The organism is Corynebacterium sp. 239_CJEI, from assembly GCF_001055995.1.
GTDB classification, from domain to species: domain Bacteria; phylum Actinomycetota; class Actinomycetes; order Mycobacteriales; family Mycobacteriaceae; genus Corynebacterium; species Corynebacterium jeikeium_D.
Map to the genome: position 1 here is coordinate 58,673 of NZ_JVOW01000007.1, position 19,727 is coordinate 78,399.

Here is a 19,727-nt window from a genome sequence, read left to right on the forward strand (position 1 = left end):
CGCTACGCCCGGCGGATGACGGCGTTGTACGCCTCATCCACCGTTGTGGCGACGGTGGCGATATCCGCGCCGGGCAGCTGCGGGCGCTGCACGATAACGACCGGCTTCTTTAGGTCGCGGGCTGCCTCAATCTTTGCGTAGGTAGCAGCACCACCGGAGTTTTTGGTCACCACGCAGTCCACGGCGTAATCCCGCATGAGCTTGCGCTCCGCTGCGACATCGTAAGGCCCACGGCTGAGAATAATCTTCCGATTCTTCGGCAGCGGCGGCGCGGGCTGTTCCACACAGCGAATGAGGTAACGGCCGTTGGAGTCACCGGCAAATGGAGCAAGCTGCTGACGGCCAATAGTGAGAAACGGGCTGTAGAAACGGTCGGCAACAACGTCCGCGGCCTCCTGCATAGAGGACACCTCAACCCAGTTGTCGCCTGGCTGCTTCTCCCACGCAGGGCGATGCAGCGCCACGAGCGGAATACCGGTGGCTCGGGCAGCTTCAGCAGCAGATTCGCTGATCTGTTCTGCATACGGATGCGTGGCATCGATGATGACTTCAGTGGCATCGGAGATTAGCCATCGAGTCAGTCCTGCGGGACCGCCAAAACCGCCGATACGGACATTGCCGACGGGCAGCTTGGGGTTGGAAACGCGACCGGCCAGTGACGAGGTGACAAACCAGCCCTCGCCCACTAGGCGCTTGGCCAGGGCGCGGGCTTCAGCAGTTCCACCCAGTATTAGTGCACGCATGGGATGGTCCGTCCGTATTCATCGCGTGGGCGATCATCGCTGTAGAGGTAGCTATCCGGGAACGCCTCGGCGGTGAGCACCTTGCCGACAATGATGACAGCCGTACGAGTCACACCTGCATCCTTGACCTGCTGCGCAATATCAGCCAGCGTACCGCGGAGAATAACCTGTTCCGGACGGGATGCGAAAGCTACCACTGCCACCGGGCCGTGCTCACCATAATGCGGGGTGAGCTCCTCAACCACACGGTCAATATCGTGGGCGGCCAAGTGAATGCACAGGGTCGCGCCCGTGCGACCGAAGTTCTCCAAGGTTTCGCCCTCCGGCATCTTGGAAGCGCGCCCGGAGATACGAGTCAGCACCACTGACTGACCAACGGTTGGCACCGTGAGCTCGTGGCCCAGAGCGGCCGCCGCCGCGGAAAATGCCGGCACACCCGGAACGATTTCGTAGTCAATGCCGAGCTCGCTGAGACGACGAACCTGCTCTGCCAGCGCCGACCACACCGACGGGTCACCGGACTGCAGGCGTGCGACATCCTTGCCCGCCGCATGTGCCGCCTGAATGGTCTCGATGATGGTATCCAGCGGCATACGCGCGGTATTGATAATCTCTGCGCCCTCGGGGCAGTTTTCCAGCACCTCAGGCGGGACAATCGATCCCGCGTAAAGACACACTGGGCAGGAACGAATAAGCCGGTCCGCGCGCAGCGTCAGCAAATCCGCTGCCCCCGGGCCTGCACCGATGAAATACACAGTCATTGTGAGTTACAGAGTCCTCAATATTTTCTAGACAGAGATATTACGTCTATGGTAGCGCAGGCGCTACTGGCTTCTCCGCCACCCACTGCACCACCGGCAACGCAGGGCGCCACGCAGTGAAACTGCCGACTGCACCTGCGCGCTCCACGGAAAGCCGGGTGACATCCCCGCCATAGTCGCGACGCGCCTGCCACAGCAAAGCCTCCGACTCCAGCGTCACGGTGTTTGCGACGATGATGCCACCCGGGGCAAGGCGTTGCCAACAGGTTTCAATCATTCCGTCAGCAGTGAGACCTCCGCCGATGAAAATGGCATCTGGGCGAAGATTCGAGTCAGCCAAAACCCCCGGCGCTGCGCCGTGGTGGACGGTCACATTGCCAGACAGAGCCGCCACATTCTTAGCAATTCGCTCTGCACGAACAGCATCGCGCTCGAAAATTTCCGCACGTCCGCCGTGCCGAGCCCACTCAATGCCAATCGACCCCGTGCCACCGCCGACATCCCACAGCAGAGCTCCCGGCCGCGGATCCAATGCAGCGACCGTCATTTGGCGAATCGGCGCCTTCGTCAGCTGACCATCCGAGTCAAAGTCACCGTCGCGCAGCCAGCCGCGCGCGCTTCCCGACGGCTCCACCGCCAGCACCGTGAGGTTGCCAGCTGGAACTGGTGGGTTCGCCACCGTGCCTGCGGCAACGGACTCCGGCAGCCCTGTAGCTTCCGTGCCGCCGAGATTGGTCAGCGCGATGAGCTTGGTGTCTGGGCGGTCGGCTAAAACCGTAGCGACCTCTTTCACTGAGTCCGCGTTTCGGCACAGCACCAGGAAGGGCCGTAGTGAATCCGCTACCGGTACCACACGCGCGGCTCCAGGTAGCCCCGGCTCCCCTGTCACCAGCGAAATCACCGGAGTGTCATGCAAGGGCCAGCCGAGGTAGGCGCAGGCCAATGAGGCTGACGATGGCGCTGGAATAACCTCCACGGCGCCACGGCCGAGCTCCCGAACCAGGGACGCGCCGACACCGTGGAACATGGGGTCGCCACTGGCGAGGATGACATCGACTGCGGGGTCAATATCTGCCAGGGTGGCCTGCCAGTCCTTCCAGAAGCCACCTGGCCAAGGTGAGAGGTCGGCGTCCAGGTTGACGTCGGCAAGCAAATGGAGCTGACGGGGAGAGCCAATGATGCGGCGAGCCGACGACAACGCCTCGACAGCGCGGGCGGATAGACCAGGGTACCCGTCGCAGCCGATGCCGACGACGCGAAGCTTTGGGCTCATCGGGGCATCTTGCGCCAAATCCAGCGCGGAGTCAGATGTGTGGCGCGTGCGAGCAATGCCAATTTACGCGGCACCCAGACGTGGGGCTTCCGACCGTCGAAAGCAGTGACGGCGGCCTCCGCGACCTCGGCGGGGCGCGAGGACATCGGCGCTGGCTTCATGCCTTCGGTCATGCGGCCGATGACGAAGCCCGGCCGGACAATCGTCAGCTGAATATGGCTCCCGTGCAGGCGGTCCTGCATGCCCTGGAGGAAACCATCGAGACCGGCCTTCGCCGAACCGTAGACGTAGTTGGCGCGGCGCACGCGGGCACCTGCGATAGAGGAAAAGGCCATGATGCGGCCCGCGACCTTATCGCGCACAGGCAGCGTGCCGGAGGCGATGTCGGACTCCATGCGCGCGACAAGCTCAGTGAGAATCGATGCCTGTGCTGTGAAGTCGGTATGAATGACTGCCGCAGCAGCCTCGCCGGACTCCTCACACTTCCGCTGATCACCGAGGATACCGAACGCGACAATCACCGTGTCGATGGGACCGTGCTGCCAGGCGTGCTCGACGAACTGGCGGTGTGCCGCGATGTCATCGGCATCAAAGTGGATGCGGTGCACCGCGACGGCACCGGAGTCGATGAGCCGACCGGCAATGCCGTCGAGCGCCTCAGTGCGGCGCGCAGCGAGCGTGAAGGTGTTGTGGTTGGCCAGTCGCGCGGCAACTTCCCCGCCAATCTCGCTGGTGGCACCAAGAACGAGTACGTGTCCCATGCGCTAGAAAATACCTTTCCTCTAAACCTCGATTAGACGGTAATTAAATCGTGCGGACCATTATTGACCGATTCTCCGCCGTCTTCGGTGAAAACGATGATGTCTTCCAGCCGCATACCGAACTCACCCGGCAGGTACACACCCGGCTCCACCGAAAACGCCATGCCAGGCTCGAGCTTGAGCTCATTGCCAGCCATAATGAACGGCTCTTCATGCGTGGACAGGCCAATGCCATGACCAGTGCGGTGGATGAAGTACTCGCCGTAGCCCGCAGCGGTGAGGCTATTGCGCGCAATCGCATCGATCTCTGCAGCCGTTATACCGGGGCGCACCGCCGCCACGGCAGCTTCCTGCGCCTTGCGCAGAGCCGTCCACGCTGCAGCTTCCTTCTCCCCCGGCTTGCCGACGACATAGGTGCGCGTGCAATCGGAGTGGTAGCCAAGCGGCAAGGTGCCTCCGATATCGACGACCACCACGTCGCCTTCCTCGATGACGCGGTCGGAGAAATCGTGGTGCGGATTCGCGCCATTTTCAGCGGAGCCGACAATGACGAAGTCAATGGCGACGTGCCCCTCCTCCAGGATGGCAGCCGAGATCTCGTCGGCGACCTCGCGCTCAGTGCGACCTGCGCGCAGCATGCCCGGCACACGAGCGTGAACGCGGTCAATAGCGGTGCCGGCCTCGCGCAGCTGTTCAATCTCAGCGGCGTCCTTGCGCATGAACAGTTCCTTCAGAAGGTCTCCGGCCAACACAGTTTTAGCTCTGGTGAGATCCTGAATGGGAATCAAGTGGTCAGCGGTCAAAGAGGCTCCCACTGCGAGGGTGCCCACGTGGCCCACCAAGTCGGCGACAATGCGGTGCGGATTCTGGCCGTCTTCCCACAACACCACATCGGCGTTGAGATCACCGATAGCGCACAGCGGCAGATCCCCGCGCTCCACGGCGGGCAGTACCAACGTGGTGGTGCCGGATGCAGTGACCACCAGCGCGGTCAGGCGTTCATGCGAAGTGACCGCAGAACCAATGAGATACTGCAGGTCAGCGCCGGTTCCAAAGACTGCAGCGTCCGCATCGCGGCTGCGGAGTAGCTCCGCAGTGCGATCCAGACGCTGCTGATAGATGTCAAAGCTAAAGATACCGTTGCTCATAGTTGCCAACTGTACCCGTCGGCCTGTGCCCGTCGCCGGTTGAGTGGCCTCGGGGCGACGAGGCTTCGGCTGACCAACGTAACCGGCAACTAATTGTTCAGCGCCACTACGCCCCTGCGAATTGCCTGAATAGCCTCGGCGGACTTGTCGCGAATGTCCGTGGAGTAGCCCGTCTTCTTGATCTGCTGCAGCAGGTCAATGACCTGACGGCACCAGCGGACAAAGTCACCTGGAGTCAGCTCCGCGCCACTCTCGGCGGCGGCTTGCAGGCAGTACCCCAGCGGTGCACCCGCAGTCCACTGATGAATTGCCGTAGCAAAAGCCATATCCGGCAAGTCCGTTACCGGCAGCCGGTAACGGCGCTCATCCTCCGACAGTTCCTCCCAGATGCGGTAGGTGTTCCCCAGCGCCTTGGCCAGCGGCTCGGTAGGCACCTCGTCACTGCCTTGACTGGCCTTGCGGTTTTCAAAGACCAAGCTCGACACCGCACCGGCCAGTTCCGCGGGGTCCAGGTCATCCCAAATACCGCGGCGCAGACACGTGGCCACCAGCAAATCCGAGCCGTTGTGAATCTGCGCCAGCCGCAGGCCTTCCTCGGTAATTGTCGGCTCCGCGCCCTCCCGCCATTCCACGTAGTCCATTTGTGTTAGCAACTGCAGCATGCGGTCGAATGTGCGCGCCAATGTATCCGAGGCGGAATCGACGCGCTTTTGCAGCTTGGCCACATGCGCCTCGGCCTGCCGCAGCGTATCGGCGTGACGAGCCATCGTCTCCACCGCAGGATCGCCATGTAGCGGATGCTCGCGCAGCTCCTGTCGCAGCTTCCTCACCGCCGGCGAGTTGCCACCAGTGCGACGCTTCAGCCGCTTTGGTCCCTTTAGCCCCTTGCGGCCAATCTCTGCGCGCACAATTCCGAGCGCACGTCGCGGATGCCGGTCCGCATCCCGAGGCAGCTTAATCGCGCCGACCGTCTGCGGCGCCGCTGGGAAGATATGCGGCTCTACACGCCCCACGAACCCGCCGACACTGATGACACCGGGACGTGGATTCGACTTCGAATGGTCCTCTCGGTACACGACCGCCAGCTGCACCTTCTTACCCTTCGGCAGAGGAATAACCTCGCCTCGACGGAGTCTGCGCAGCGCGGTCACTGTTTCCGTGTGGCGGTCTTCAATATTGCGGCGCTTGGCGTTCTTCTCCTCCTGGGTCAGCTTCGCGCGCAGATCCAGATATTCAAGCATCTGGGTCAGGCGCTCGTCGTCACGCGAACTGCCTTCCTCGCTTGACGACGACGCTTCAGCCTCCGCCCCTTCAGCGTGCGCGTCGGCTCCCCTGCCGAGCAGTTCCGCACGCAGGGCCGCGGCTTCTTGCTTTGCCTTGGACAGTTCGGCGGCGACTCCGACGATGTCGCCATCCGCCTGGAACTGTGCGAATGAGCGCTCCATGACGCGCTTCGAGCCGTCGTAACCGAGCGTCTGCAGGAGGTTGACGCTCATGTTGTAGCTCGGCGCGAAGGTGGAAATCAGCGGGTATGTGCGCGTAGATGCCAGCCCTGCGACAGCCTTCGGATCCATTGCCGGGGCCCACTGCACCACTGCATTGCCGACAGTGTCAATACCGCGGCGGCCAGCGCGACCGGTCATCTGCGTGTACTGACCCGGCGTGAGATCCACATGTGCTTCGCCGTTGAACTTGACCAGCTTCTCCAGCACGACCGTGCGGGCAGGCATGTTGATGCCCAGCGCAAGCGTCTCGGTGGCGAAGACAACCTTGACCAGGCCTTCGTTAAAGAGCTCTTCCACAATGTGCCGGAACGCAGGCAGCATGCCCGCATGGTGCGCCGCAAAACCACGGATGAGAATGCGGCGCCAGCGCAGGAAACCGAGAACCTGCAGATCTTCCTTCGGAATGTGTGCAACACCGTCATCGATAATCTTGGCGATGCGCTCCTGCTCATCCCGGTCAGTGAGCTCTGCGCGCGTAGCACCGACCTGCGCCAGCGCGCCTTCGCAGCCCGCGCGGGAGAAGATGAAAACGATCGCGGGCAGCATGTTCATGGAGCCGAGCATGCGGATAACATCGCCGCGCTTCGGCGGGCGGAACTTGCGCTGCCCCTTATCGCCCCAGCTATACGAGCGTCCACCGCCCTTGTGCTTTTTGTACTGGTAGCGCTCCCTGGCCCCAGCGTCGCCGTAGCCGAACTCGGCACGACGGCACGCCTCCAACAGGTCCTGATTGACCTTGTCCGACTTCGCCTCGAAAAGCGGATAGAGCCGGTTTCCCACCAGCATGTGCTGATGCAGCGGAACCGGGCGCAGATCCGTGACAATGACGTCCGTGTGCCCGCGCACCGTGGACAGCCAGCGGCCGAACTCCTCGGAGTTGGACACCGTCGCGGACAAACCGATGACGGCCACGGACTGGTCGAGGTTCAAAATAACCTCTTCCCAGACAGCGCCGCGCTCGCGGTCTGCGAGGTAGTGAATCTCGTCCATCACCACATGCGTGAGCCTCTTCAGCGTCGGCGAGTCCGCATAAATCATGTTGCGCAGCACCTCGGTGGTCATCACCACGATGTCCGCGTCGCCATTAATAGAAGTGTCGCCAGTGAGCAGGCCTACGCGGTCCTCGCCGTAGTCCTCGATTAGGTCGTGGTACTTCTGGTTGCTCAACGCCTTGATAGGTGTGGTGTAAAAGCACTTGCCACCGCGCTCAAGAGCTGCATAAATAGCGAATTCGCCAACAATGGTCTTGCCCGCACCGGTGGGTGCACAGACGACAACGCCCCGCCCTGCCTCAATTGATTGGCAGGCGCGGAGCTGAAAGTCGTCAAGATCGAAATCCTGTTGGCTGACGAAATCGCCGAGAAGAGTCATGCCTCTAGAGTGTCATAAACCGCGCTAGAGAACATCATCAAAGTCGCTCGTCGGACGATTTCGCAAGTCCTGCGTCGGCATCGGAGTCTCCGGAATCATGCCCTGTGGCCGTGGTGGACGCGAATTGCGAGTAGGACGCATCTGGGATGCCCGCGTCGGCGTCGGCGCGTTCACTGGCGTGGGGCCAGAGACCGGAGAGGTCGTCGGGGCCGCTGATGCCGTCGGCATGCCGCCCGGCTGAATCGACGTCGGCGCACTTACTGAAGTCGGGGCGTCAATGCCGCCCACATCACCGATACCGCCGGCGGAGCCAATCGGGCCGGACGCTGTAATGGGTCCGGAGCCTTGCTCGTCATCGACGTCCAACCAATCAGGTCGCTCATTTGCTTTACGACGGTCATGGAGACGACAAATCTGGATTGCGATTTCCACCAGCAACGTCAGTGCCGTTGCCATTGCGACCATGGATATTGGTTCCTGCCCCGGAGTCATGAAGGCCGCAAAGATGAACAGCGACATAATGATGATGCTGCGCTTGTCCTTGATGCTCTCGTAGGTAACGACACCGGCCATGTTCAACATGACCAGGAAAAGCGGAACCTCAAAGCTCACGCCAAAGCAGACGATGAGCGCCAAGAGGAAACCGAAGTATTGCGAACCGGTGAGTGCAGAAATTTGCGTCTCTTCACCAATCTGGAGCAAGAACTCCAGACCGATGGCGACAACGTAGTAGGCCAGGACGGAACCCATGACAAACAGCAGCGCGGCGGCAGTCACAACTCTGCGCGTGGTGCGGCGTTCCTTCCGAACCAAGCCGGGAGTGATGTAGGCCCAAATCTGGTAGAGCCACCATGGCGACGACATCACCAGACCGGCCAGCGCACCGACCTTCAGTCGCAGCATGAACATTTCAAACGGACTGGTCGCCAGCAGACGACACTCCGCGCCCTCACCGCCGCCGAGACGCATCTCGGGTGGAAGCTGACAGTACGGATCCTTGAGCAACTCACCCAGGGACTTAAAGTGCACAGGGCCAACATTGACCGAGGTAAACGGTATGCGGAACTGACCAATGGTAAAGGCGGTCTGATACCAGATAAAGCCCACAACAGTGCCGACGGCAATACCAGCGAGGGCGAGAACGAGGCGACGCCGGAGCTCTTGAATGTGCTCGACAATAGTCATCACGCCCTCGGGATTGCGCCTACGCTGGCGCTTCCGAGGACGTGATGTGGATGTAGCTGAAGTCACGCTTCAACCGGCCTTCTACTACTGCTGCGGCTGGCCAGGGTTGTTCTGGCCAGGCTGCGGCTGGTACGGCTGCTGCGGCTGAGCCTGCGGTGCCTGCTGCTGGTACTGCTGCTGCGGCTGGTACGGCTGCTGTGGCTGGGCCTGCGGAGCCTGCTGAATTGCAGCCTGCTCCTGGTGCTCGTCATCGTTGCGCATTTCCTTGACTTCGGACTTGAAGATACGCATGGAGCGGCCGAGCGAACGTGCGGCATCCGGCAACTTCTTTGCACCAAAGAGCAAGACAAGAACGACCAGGATAATGATGATTTCCCAGGGACCTAGGTTCGGCATCCGCTTAGAGACCTTTCAAATGAATACAAATACAAGTGGCAAGTTGCCACATCGTGCGCGATTTAAGCTTTGATTTAAGCCTTGTCGTTTCGACCATACTCTGCCAAAGCTTCGCGGGCTCGCGCAACAACGGCGTTTTTCAATTTTAAGGGCTCAGCGACCGTTACGCTCGGTGAACGGCGGAGCACAAAGGAGACTGTTGCGGCCAAGTCGGACATCGGCACGTCAGCGACAAATTCCGACTGCCCTAAGCCTTGGTCAGAGACCAGTTCGGTATCCTCTTCTTCTCCCTCATCTTCAGTAAAGAAGACCGGTTCATAGTCTGCGATCCAGGTGGCGTCGGCGTCGATAAGCACACTTGCCCATTCGGACGTTCCCGTTTCCGCACCAAAGGCGTGGGGATCACGGATATCGACAGGCTCGGGGCGGTGGAAACCGGAGGGAGTGTCGAGGACCTCGGCGGCCTCCAGGCGGTCGACGCGGAAGCTCTTCTGACGACGGTCTTCCTGCGCACGGTCGACAGCGCGGAGATACGTCGTGGATTCAACTGTATAAACGTTGACACAGTCAAGCTCACGGACTGTAATCTGCCCTGAGGCATTCCGGTAGCGCACCTTCAACACCTTGCGCTGATGCAGCGCGGAATAAATCTGCTCAGAAAAGGAAAAGGCCTTGCCATTTTCCGCAGCGGTCGAGTCAATGATGGGGACGTTTATTCCCAGAGCACTGCGTAGTTTTGTCGCGGCCGTCTGCGCGGCCTCGGAGGAAGTGGTGGCTGCGGAGTCCTCGATGGTTTCCAGGATGAGCAGCAAGGTCGCGGTTTCTTCGGCTGTGAGCGCACGTGGCTGGCTGAGCACCGTTGCCTGAGGGCGAATACGGACATCAAAGCTGTTGCGGTAATCAACTTCAAAAGCCCGCACTCCGAGGAGTCCCGGCTGGTCGATGTCGGCAATCTGCTCCACGATTGCCCGAATTCGGGCAAAAGGTATGGCCAGCTCGGTAGCGGCCTCTGTCATTGAACGGTGCTGCGAAAAGTACGGTACGACCGCCAACAACTCGTCGACGCTGACACCTGCGTCCAGTTCCCGGGCTGCATGCACTGTCATTAGTTGCCCTCCAAAGCGTTCTTCGCACCATTCAATCCGCCATGGCGAGCGAGTACCTGCTCCAACCGAGCAATAATCTCCGACCGTGCCTCTTCAGGTGATTCCACAATCAAATCCGGTGCGTAACTCAAACCTGTGGACACAATCTCACTCACAGGTGCCGCTGGCAACTCGTAGCGCCCATCCCCCAACGCGGTCGCTTTCATCACCACATCAGCGCAGGTATTCGGAGCGATACGAACAACCGCCTGATAGGTCTTGCCACCGCGGTGCAACATGTTTTCCGCAATCTGTTGCAAGTCACCATCGGGCATTGGCTGGGTCGCCGACGTCCCTGTATCCGACACATCGCGGATACGGCTGAGCCGGAACATACGCGCCGCCTCACGCTGCGGATCAAAGCCCAACACATAAAAGCGCCCGCGCAGGTTAATCAGACCCCACGGCTCCAGCATGCGCAGTTCATCATCCACGCCGTACTGGCGGGAGTACCACATCTCCACCGTCCGGCGCGGCGAGGTCATTGCAGTCAGCAGTGTGCTGAAATCCACTCGACTCATATCCACCGCATCGGCCACCACCACCGACTCATCCGGCTTCGCAATGGCGTTGCGCTGCGCAAACGATGCGAGCTTCCGCCACGCCGCCACAGCCGTCGAGCTCAGCTCCTCCGAACCAAACGCCGCATTCGCCGCCTGGAAAACCACCGAAGCCTCCGCTTCAGTGAACTCGGGGTCGTGCTGGGTCCACCGTAGTCTGTTCAGGCGCAGACGCTTGACCTTATCGCCCGCGCTTGACGACGAAACCTCCACCGGGACCCCGGCTGCCAGGAGCGCCGCGGTGTCCGCACGTAAATAACGAGCCCGGGAATCCTCGGAAACACGGGAGTAACCCTCGACATGTTTGGAGATCCACGACTCGCTGACCCACCCGGTGTCGTCGGCAAGCGCCAACAGCAGCTGAACCTGGCGTTGGGTCTCACTGATCGCAGCGGATCCGGGGCTTTCCGATACCGGTGGGACAGACACGACTGTGGGGCTCCTTTTCCTGGGGCAGTTTCCGGGGGGCGGAACTAGTTTTCCGGATCCGTATCCGAGGTCTTCTTCGCGGCCGTCAGAATCTCGATCATCTCATTGACCTCATTGTTTTCCGTGGCAAAGGGGTCGCCGAGCATGGTGGAGATGGGATCGTCACCGGAAATCTTCAGGTGTGTCCAGTCCACTACGGTCTTCAAACTGGAGTCTTCAGCTGCAACGAGGAAATCACCGCGCAGCTTCGCACGAGTAGTTGGCGGTGCGATGCGGACTGCCTCAGCGACCTGCTCATCGGTGATCCACCGCGAGGCAATGCCACGGGCTTCCAGCGCACGGAAGATGCCTCGGCCGGGACGGATGTCGTGGTAGGCCAAGTCGATTTGATGAAGCTTGGGGTCCTCCAGCGTTAGACCGCGATCCAGGTAGCGTTTCATGAGCGAGTACTTAATGGCCCAGTCAATGTCGTGCTCAATGAGAGACCAGTCACCGGTTTCCACGGCATCCAGCGCGCGACCCCACAGCTCGACGATGCGGCCCATTTCCTCGTTGGACGTGCCGGCCCCGGCAATGCCCTTGTCTTCATTGACCATGTTTTCTTCGCGGACCTTCAGCCACTCCGTCGCAGCGTCCAGGAACTCGCGTTGAATCTGCAGTGCGGTGCCAGTTTCGCCACTTCGCAGTGGAATCTCGGCCTTGCCGGTCATATCGCGGCTCACCGCACGGATGGACTTGATTTCGTTGGCGACTTCGAAGTCCGGCAACTTCACGCCGGCTTCAATCATCTCCAGTACCAGCTGAGTGGAGCCAATTTTGAGCGCAGTCGTCGTCTCACTCATGTTGGAGTCGCCCACGATGACGTGCAAGCGGCGGAATCGGTTGGAGTCCGCGTGTGGCTCATCGCGAGTGTTAATAATCGGCCGGGAGCGCGTCGTTGCACTGGAGACGCCCTCCCACACATGATCCGCGCGCTGCGAGAAGCAGTACTGAATCGGATCGTTGTGATACGGCGAGGTTGGGTACGGCAGGAAAATCTTCCCCGCGCCACAGATGAGCTGTCGCGTAACCAAGAAAGGTAGCAGCAGCTTGGACAGGGACTTCAGTCCCAGTTCACGTCCAACCAGGTAGTTTTCGTGACAACCGTAGGAGTTACCGACGGTATCAACGTTGTTCTTCAGCAGGTAGACCTTGCCACCGATGCCCTCGTCGGCAAGCTCTGCTTCAGCCTTTTCAGCGAGTTCATTCAAGATGACCTCGCCCGAGCGGTCGTACGCTACCAGCTGCGAGACCGAATCGCACTCAGCGGTAGCGTACTCCGGGTGGCTTCCGACATCGAGGTACATACGACCAGCATTGGGGGTGAAAATGTTGGTTGCCCCGTACTTAGCGATCACCGGGCGGAACATGTAGCGGGCAATCTCATCCGGTCCCAGACGGCGCGAGCCATCCAGCGTCAGAGTGATGCCGAACTCGGTCTCAATACCGGTGATGCGTCGGGTCAACGCCTGCGCCGGTACCGGTGTCGGCGTTGCTTCCGGCTCCTGCTGCCCTACCTGCTGGTCAGTCACTTTTTACTGGCCACCCTTCTGGACATACGAACGCACGAACTCCTCGGCGTTGTTCTCCAGCAGACCATCAATTTCATCCAGCAGGTCGTCAGCAGCTGCAACGTGCTCCTGAGCCTGACCGCCGCCAGCGACCTCGCCGAACTCTTCCTCGTCGCCTCCGCCGGAACCGCCGCCGAAAACCTGAGTGTTACCAGCCATGATATTGCTCCTTAAAAATGAACTTTTGAGTATTACTGCTCTATTACTGCACTATGTGTGCCTATTGTTCGCGGATAGCCCCGAGAGTACGCAGATGCTCAACCACCTTGGCCACTGTCTCCGCAGACTCCAACACGTCACCGCATTCTGCGGCAGTGAAACGGTCAACTTCATCCAGCGTAATGTAGGCCAGCGTAATTCCAGGCGACTCCACGTCACGAGTGCTCCGATACACCCCCGCGGTGTCCACCACCAAGCTGGTCCAACTGCCCGCGACGACATCCTTGCCAAAGCGGCGCAGAATGCCACCGCGTACATACGCACGCGTAGACTCCGGTGCGTATTCAACCGCTCGGTCGACTTCTTCCTCGGTCACGAGTGTGCGCATCGAACCGCGGCGCACCAGCGCATGGTACAGCCCACGAGCAGGGTCAATATCCGAGTACTGAATATCAATCAACGCCAACTTCGGGTGATCCCAGCCTGCGCCCAGGCGGGTACGCAGGCCCTCCATGAGGTTGTATTTCGCCACCCAATCCAGCAGATGGGCTGCCTTGCGGGGGTCGTCGGAAAGCACGTCGAGCACTTCACGCCAGAGCTTGACGACGTCGCCCTGCTGGTCGTAGCTCTCCACGCGACGCAGGTACTCGTACTGCATTTCCACTGCGGACATCCACGTGACATGGTCTGCCAGCTGCAGCTTCTCGGTGCAAGTCAAGTCTCGGGAGACCTTATGGACGGCCTCGACGGGGTTGCGGAGCTGCAGGTCGTCGAAACGCACGCCGTCCTCGATGGCGTCGATGACCAAACCTGTGGTGCCCAGCTTGAGGAAGGTGGCGACCTCGCTCATGTTGGCATCACCGATGATGACGTGCAGGCGGCGGAAGCGATCGGAGTCTGCGTGTGGTTCATCGCGGGTGTTGATGATGCCGCGGTTCAAAGTGGTCTCCAGCGAGACCTCAGTCTCGATGTAGTCCGCGCGCTGCGAAATCTGGAAACCCGACTCCTGCCCCGTCTGCCCCAGACCCACGCGACCAGCGCCCGTGAACACCTGGCGGGTGACGAAAAACGGCGTCAGACCGGCGACGATGTCATCGAACTCGGTTTCTCGGGAGAAAAGGTAGTTCTCGTGGGCACCATACGAGGCGCCCTTGCCATCGACATTGTTGCGGTAGAGCTTCAGCATCGGGCCTGGATTGCCCTCAGCATCGGTGGCTTCGGCGGCAAGCTGAGCTGCGCGCAGCATAATCTTGTCACCTGCGCGGTCAGCGATAACCGCCTCGCGGGCGGTTGCCGTCTCCGGTGAGGAGTACTCCGGGTGCGCGTGATCGACGTAGAAACGGGCACCATTTTGCACCAGCAGGTTTGCAGCGCCGACGGCATTCGGGTCAACAATCGGTGGCTGGTGGTAACGGCGCAGGTCGAAACCACGGCTGTCGCGCAGTGGCGACTCTGGTGCGTAATCCCAGCGGATGCGCCCCGACAGGCCCTCCTCCTGCTCATGCGCGAAAGCGAGCACGGCCTGCGTGGAGGTGAGAATTGGGCTGACATCCGGGTTGTCCGGGCTGGAAATGCCGTACTCAATCTCCGTGCCGAAGAAGCGGTTCGACTGTGCAGAACTGGCGGCGGATTTAGCCATGGCGAATCACCTCGACCGAGGCAACGCGCGCCGCTGGACGACCGGAGATGCGAGCCCACTCATCCGGGTTCGAGGTGTTTGGCAGGTCCTCGTTCTGCGCGAACTCCTCCGCCACTGCAGACAGCAGGTGATCCAAGCTAATACCAGCCTCGCCGCCAGCGATAACCGACTTGATGGCGGACTTCTTCGCACGGTCGACGATGTTGGAAATCATCGCGCCGGAGTTGAAATCGCGGTAGTACATAACTTCGCTGGTGCCATCGGCATAGCGAATCCGCACGTACTCGTTTTCTTCCGTCTTGGCGTACATCCGCTCAACAACCTGGTCAATGAGGTGTGCGACATTCTGCTCCACCCCACCGCGCGCTTCCACCTCGGCTGCGTTATACGGCAGCTCTGGAGTCAAGTACTTGCGGAAGATATCCTTCGCCGCAGCCTCATTCGGGCGCTCAATGCGGATTTTCACATCCAGGCGTCCCGGGCGCAGAATTGCTGGGTCAATCATCTCCTCGCGGTTGGTGGCACCAATCACGATGACGTTTTCCAGCCCCTCCACACCGTCAAGTTCACTGAGCAGCTGCGGAACCACAGTGTTCTCCATATCCGAGGAGATGCCCGAACCACGAGTGCGGAAAATCGAGTCCATCTCATCGAAGAAGACAATAACCGGCTTGCCATCCTCAGCAATGTCGCGAGCGCGGTCAAAAATCAGGCGAATCTGACGCTCCGTCTCACCCACGAACTTGTTCAGCAGCTCCGGGCCCTTGACATTCAAGAAGTACGACTGCGCCCGCTGCGCCTCCGACTCGGTTTTACCTCGGGATAGCGCAATCTTGCGAGCCAACGAATTAGCCACAGCCTTGGCAATCAGCGTCTTACCATTGCCGGGAGGGCCGTAGAGCAGCACACCCTTCGGAGGACGCAGGTTGTATTGCTCAAACAGTTCTGGCTGCAGGAACGGCATCTCCACGGCATCGTGAATCTGCTCAATCTGACTGTCCAAACCACCGATATCCGTGTAGGTGACATCCGGTACCTCTTCCAGCACCAGGTTTTCCACCTCGGACTTCGGAATGACCTCAAACGCATAGCCCGACTTGCGGTCAATCATCACCGAGTCCCCCGGCTTCGGCGACAAATCCCCCGCCAGAGACACCACGAATTCCTCACCGTGAGTATCCGAGGCCAAAATGCGCTCCCGATCCGGCAGCACCTCACGAACATTGGCGATGTCGCCGCTTTCCGGATAACCGCAGTCCTCCACGATTATCGAGCCCTCATTCAGACGCACCTGCGCACCCGGCCGAAGCGCCCGCTCATTAATCTCCGGCTGCACCCGCAGGCGCATCCGTCGATTTCCGGTAAAAACCTCTGCGGTGCCTTTCTCCGGCCCCGGCTTAAGGAAAATACCGTACGTGCTAGGCGGCTCCAGCATGTCCTCCATGTCTTGGCGCAGTAGCTCTAGCTTGTTACGGGAGTCCCGCAACAGCTCAACCAGGCGATTATTACGAATGCCGAGGTTGTAGTTCTTCTGCTCAAGATCACGGATTTTGTCAGACGGCGTTGTCATGTATCCCAGATTACCCATAGGGCCAGATGCCGTTGTTGCTTGGTCGATTTAGACCGTGTGTCGCATCACGCTTTACGACGGCTACACCTCCCAGCGCGAAGCGGCGGGTCTAGAGCTTCTTTTGATTTCGTCGCTGTGGGCGCGGAGGCACCGTGCCGTCGGCAAGCCTGCGTGCCCACACCAGGAATGCGGTATGCGCCTGCATACGGTGCGCCGGGCGGACGGAGAGATCCTGAACATTCCAGTCGCGGACCAGGGATTCCCAGGCGCGTGGTTCGGTGAAGCACTTCTGCGCGCGGATGCCCTCCATGACTTTCATTAGCTGCGGAACAGTGGCGACATAGACCATGAGCACGCCGCCAGGCTGAAGCACCTTCGAAACGGTGTCCAGGCATTCCCATGGAGCGAGCATGTCCAGAATGACTCGGTCGACCGGGCCGCCGAGCGACTCGACGGAGGCCTCGTTGAGATCGCCCAGGCGCAAGTCCCAGTTGTCGGGCTTGTGACCCATGAAGTCGACAACGTTGCGTTCCGCGTGCTCGATGTGATCCTCGCGGACCTCGTAGGAAATAAGCTGCCCGTCAGCGCCGATGGCGCGGAGCAGGTTGAGGCTGAGCGCGCCGGAGCCAGCGCCGGCCTCCAACACGCGCGCACCTGGGAAGATGTCGCCCTCGACGATGATCTGTGCAGCATCCTTCGGGTAAATCACCGCAGCACCGCGCGGCATGGACAGGACGTAATCGACCAGCAAGTGACGCATGGCCAGGTAGACGGTGCCTTCGCTGGAGGTGACGGTGGTGCCTTCCTTGGCGCCGATGAGGTCGTCGTGGAGGATGGTGCCGCGGTGAGTGAAGAACTTGCCACCCTCCTCGAGGATGACGGTGAAGTGGCGATTCTTCGAGTCAGTCAGCTGGACTCGGTCGCCGACTTGGAATGGTCCGCTCAATGCCATAGGTGTGTGGGCTCCTTTTGGGGTTTGGTTGGGTCTGGTTCGGTTTGGTTGGGTCGGGTCATGTCGGGTGCAGCCAAATCCGGGCGGTACTCTAACCTGGCTAGTATGCCCGACAATGCCCAAAGTTCTAAGTCAGCAGTTCAACCTTCCCGCCGCTCTAAGTTGGCGCTGTCGCCGTCGAGAGCTAATGACTACCGCCAGTGCCCGCTGAAGTACCGGTTCCGTGCGATTGACAAGATTCCGGAGCCGTCGACTGTCGCGCAGGTCAAGGGCACGTTGGTGCATGCTGTGCTCGAACAGATGCATGCCTGGCCCCGTGAAGAACGCACTTACCCCGCAGCGGTGAAACGGCTGAAGCCGACCTGGGAGGACATGCGTGCAAAGGACGAGGAACTGATTGAGCTAGTTCCGGAGGATGATTACTACGACTTCCTGGTCGAATGCCGCGGCCTGCTCAAGGGGTATTTCATGATGGAAAACCCCATGGGCTTCGATGCGGCCGAGATGGAAAAGTTCGTTCAGCTGGTTATCGATCCGGATGCGGATCAGACTGTGCCATTGTCAGTGCCACTTCGTGGTTTTATCGACCGCGTCGATATTGCCCCGACCGGTGAGGTCCGGATTGTCGACTACAAGACGGGCAAGAAGCCCTCTCCTCGCTTCCAGGATGAGGCGCTCTTCCAGATGCGGTTTTACGCGCTGGTGTGGTGGCGGCTCACCGGTCGTATCCCGGAACAGCTGCGGTTGATGTACCTGAAGGTTGCCGATGACCTGGTGCTGAGTCCCAACGCGACAGAATTAGAGGCCTTCCAAGCGGAGATTGCCGACTTGTGGTCGGCGATCGTGCGCGACGGTGAAAACGGTGACTTTGTACCGAAGAAGTCCAAGCTCTGCGGGTGGTGTTCTTTCCAGGAGATGTGCCCTGCCTATGGCGGGGTCACACCGGAGTACCCCGGTTGGCCGGGTGCTGTCGGCGATGGCGGCACTGAGTAAAAGCTGCGGATGGGGTGGCTCTCGCGGCGAACTTAGCTTTCGCGGGGTGCCACCGTCGGCGGTAACGGTGTCAGTACAAGTTACTGACTAGGTTTATGACAGGTGAATGGACTTAACCGCTTCGATTTTGTCATAAACCTAGTCAGTTTCTCTATGCGGTGTTCTAGGTAGCCCCCCACTACAGCAGTGCGCTGCCGAAGGCGAAACCGAACGCGACGGACAGGGCAATACATAAGGTGCCTGGGATGATGAACGAGTGGTTAAACACGTATTTGCCAATTCGGGTTGTGCCAGTGTCGTCCATCTCCACCGCGGCAAGGAGCGTCGGGTAAGTAGGCAGTACGAATAGCGCGGAAGTCGCTGCGAAGGAAGCAATCGCAGTGATGGGAGAAACTCCCACCGCGAGCGCAGCGGGCATGATGGCCTTTGCCGTGGCCGCCTGCGAGTACAGCAATGCGGCCGCAAAGAATAGCACGATTGCCAGCATCCACGGCATTGTGGTCAGTAGGCTGCCGGACGCGGCCTTAATGTCGTCGATGTAGTGGTTGATAATTGTGGTTCCCAGCCACGCCACACCGAGAACGCAGACGCTGGCGGACATGCCCGATTTGAACACCGGTGTGTTCAAAATGGTTGCCGCGTCCAACTTGCAGGCCAGCACGATAACAGTGGCGGCGGTCAACATGATTGACATGATCGCCTCGTTTCGTGGGAGCGTGGGGTCAGCGATGAGGCCGACCTGTTCAGTGCTGATGGTCGCGTAGACCATCACCGCGAGAATCGAGAGTAGGAAAATCGCCACGGACCACTTGGCCGACTTGGTTGGCACGTATTCGCTCATCTGGCCACGTGGCTTGGAGACTAACCCCTTTTCCAAGCGGCTTTGATACTCCGGATCGTCGTCAAGCTCTTTGCCTAGGTGATTCGTGACAAAGGCGGTCGGAAGGATGGCGAGGAACGTCGAAGGAATGACAATCGCCAGGAGTGTGAGATAACCAACGCCGCGGGGTTCCATGAGCGAAGCCATCAGCACCACAGCCGCTGAAATGGGTGATGCCGTAATCGCCAACTGAGATGCGATGACCGCCACGGACAGCGGGCGGGACGGGCGAACGCCTCCCTCCTTGGATACTTCGGCGATAACTGGGAGGGTGGAAAATGCGGTGTGGCCGGTGCCGGCGAGCAGTGTCATCAGGTAGGTGACAACCGGGGCCCAGTAGGTGATGTGTCGCGGATTCTTGCGCAGCAACCGTTCGGCAATGTGGACGAGATAGTCCATGCCTCCGGCCTTCTGCATAGCGGCAATTGCCGCGATTACCGACATAATGATGCCGATGACATCGAACGGAATGTCGTCTTTGGTGACCGGAACCCCGGTGATGCCCAGCGCCAAAACGCCCAGCCCACCGGCGAACCCGATAGCAATTGAACCAAGACGCGCGCCAAGGAGGATCGCTGCTAGAACGATAGAGATTTGGACGGCAACTAACATGTGTATCTCCGAAAAGTCACTCGTTAGACTTGTTG

The 19,727-nt window shown here is 60.1% G+C and carries 17 protein-coding genes; 1 reads left to right on the forward strand and 16 read right to left on the reverse strand.

Features of this window, described 5'->3' with window-relative positions:
- Positions 1 to 2: 2 nt before the first annotated feature.
- From ADB08_RS02495 to ADB08_RS02565, 15 genes are all read right to left on the reverse strand, one after another.
- On the reverse strand, positions 3 to 743 hold the full coding sequence (locus ADB08_RS02495; protein ID WP_048734066.1) for a cobalt-precorrin-6A reductase: 741 nt from the start codon (positions 741 to 743) through the stop codon (positions 3 to 5).
- Positions 731 to 1,504 (reverse strand): precorrin-4 C(11)-methyltransferase, encoded by a 774-nt coding sequence (gene cobM, locus ADB08_RS02500; RefSeq protein ID WP_048734069.1) that lies wholly within the window; start codon positions 1,502 to 1,504, stop codon positions 731 to 733. The genes ADB08_RS02495 and cobM overlap by 13 nt, the downstream gene beginning before the upstream one ends.
- 46 nt (positions 1,505 to 1,550) lie before the next feature.
- Positions 1,551 to 2,777: a precorrin-6y C5,15-methyltransferase (decarboxylating) subunit CbiE gene (gene cbiE / locus ADB08_RS02505; RefSeq protein WP_049170537.1), complete on the reverse strand. Its 1,227-nt coding sequence runs from the start codon at positions 2,775 to 2,777 to the stop codon at positions 1,551 to 1,553.
- The gene (locus tag ADB08_RS02510; RefSeq protein WP_048734074.1) at positions 2,774 to 3,538 is read right to left on the reverse strand and encodes an SDR family NAD(P)-dependent oxidoreductase; all 765 of its coding nucleotides are present in this window, start codon (positions 3,536 to 3,538) and stop codon (positions 2,774 to 2,776) included. Before ADB08_RS02510 ends, cbiE begins: the two co-directional genes overlap by 4 nt.
- Positions 3,539 to 3,570: 32 nt before the next feature.
- Complete coding sequence (locus ADB08_RS02515) at positions 3,571 to 4,686, reverse strand: M24 family metallopeptidase (protein ID WP_053087301.1); 1,116 nt, start codon at positions 4,684 to 4,686, stop codon at positions 3,571 to 3,573.
- A gap of 89 nt (positions 4,687 to 4,775) precedes the next feature.
- Positions 4,776 to 7,562 (reverse strand): DEAD/DEAH box helicase, encoded by a 2,787-nt coding sequence (locus ADB08_RS02520; protein WP_049170540.1) that lies wholly within the window; start codon positions 7,560 to 7,562, stop codon positions 4,776 to 4,778.
- Positions 7,563 to 7,586: 24 nt separating this feature from the next.
- Entirely contained in the window at positions 7,587 to 8,813 is a 1,227-nt protein-coding gene (gene tatC, locus ADB08_RS02525) for a twin-arginine translocase subunit TatC (RefSeq protein WP_065421641.1), read from the reverse strand.
- Between the two features lie 18 nt (positions 8,814 to 8,831).
- Positions 8,832 to 9,143, reverse strand: coding sequence for a Sec-independent protein translocase subunit TatA (gene tatA / locus ADB08_RS02530; RefSeq protein ID WP_049170543.1), 312 nt, complete (start codon positions 9,141 to 9,143; stop codon positions 8,832 to 8,834).
- A gap of 74 nt (positions 9,144 to 9,217) precedes the next feature.
- On the reverse strand, positions 9,218 to 10,249 hold the full coding sequence (locus ADB08_RS02535) for a helix-turn-helix transcriptional regulator (RefSeq protein ID WP_049170545.1): 1,032 nt from the start codon (positions 10,247 to 10,249) through the stop codon (positions 9,218 to 9,220).
- The gene (locus ADB08_RS02540) at positions 10,249 to 11,277 is read right to left on the reverse strand and encodes a helix-turn-helix transcriptional regulator (RefSeq protein ID WP_049170547.1); all 1,029 of its coding nucleotides are present in this window, start codon (positions 11,275 to 11,277) and stop codon (positions 10,249 to 10,251) included. The genes ADB08_RS02535 and ADB08_RS02540 overlap by 1 nt, the downstream gene beginning before the upstream one ends.
- A 44-nt stretch (positions 11,278 to 11,321) precedes the next feature.
- Entirely contained in the window at positions 11,322 to 12,782 is a 1,461-nt protein-coding gene (pafA, locus tag ADB08_RS02545; protein ID WP_049170642.1) for a Pup--protein ligase, read from the reverse strand.
- A gap of 69 nt (positions 12,783 to 12,851) precedes the next feature.
- The gene (locus ADB08_RS02550; protein WP_005510795.1) at positions 12,852 to 13,046 is read right to left on the reverse strand and encodes a ubiquitin-like protein Pup; all 195 of its coding nucleotides are present in this window, start codon (positions 13,044 to 13,046) and stop codon (positions 12,852 to 12,854) included.
- A 61-nt stretch (positions 13,047 to 13,107) separates the two neighbouring features.
- Positions 13,108 to 14,685 (reverse strand): depupylase/deamidase Dop, encoded by a 1,578-nt coding sequence (gene dop / locus ADB08_RS02555; RefSeq protein WP_049170549.1) that lies wholly within the window; start codon positions 14,683 to 14,685, stop codon positions 13,108 to 13,110.
- Positions 14,678 to 16,255, reverse strand: a complete 1,578-nt coding sequence (arc, locus tag ADB08_RS02560; protein WP_239660006.1) for a proteasome ATPase — start codon at positions 16,253 to 16,255, stop codon at positions 14,678 to 14,680. The genes dop and arc overlap by 8 nt, the downstream gene beginning before the upstream one ends.
- 109 nt (positions 16,256 to 16,364) lie before the next feature.
- On the reverse strand, positions 16,365 to 17,207 hold the full coding sequence (locus ADB08_RS02565; RefSeq protein ID WP_049170556.1) for a tRNA (adenine-N1)-methyltransferase: 843 nt from the start codon (positions 17,205 to 17,207) through the stop codon (positions 16,365 to 16,367).
- Positions 17,208 to 17,312: 105 nt separating this feature from the next.
- On the opposite strand from ADB08_RS02565, the gene ADB08_RS02570 reads away from it, so the two are divergent.
- Positions 17,313 to 18,200, forward strand: a complete 888-nt coding sequence (locus ADB08_RS02570) for a RecB family exonuclease (RefSeq protein WP_049170646.1) — start codon at positions 17,313 to 17,315, stop codon at positions 18,198 to 18,200.
- 178 nt (positions 18,201 to 18,378) lie between these two features.
- Here ADB08_RS02570 and ADB08_RS02575 read toward each other — a convergent pair whose 3' ends face one another.
- Entirely contained in the window at positions 18,379 to 19,692 is a 1,314-nt protein-coding gene (locus tag ADB08_RS02575) for an anaerobic C4-dicarboxylate transporter (RefSeq protein WP_016422794.1), read from the reverse strand.
- Between the last annotated feature and the right edge of the window lie 35 nt (positions 19,693 to 19,727).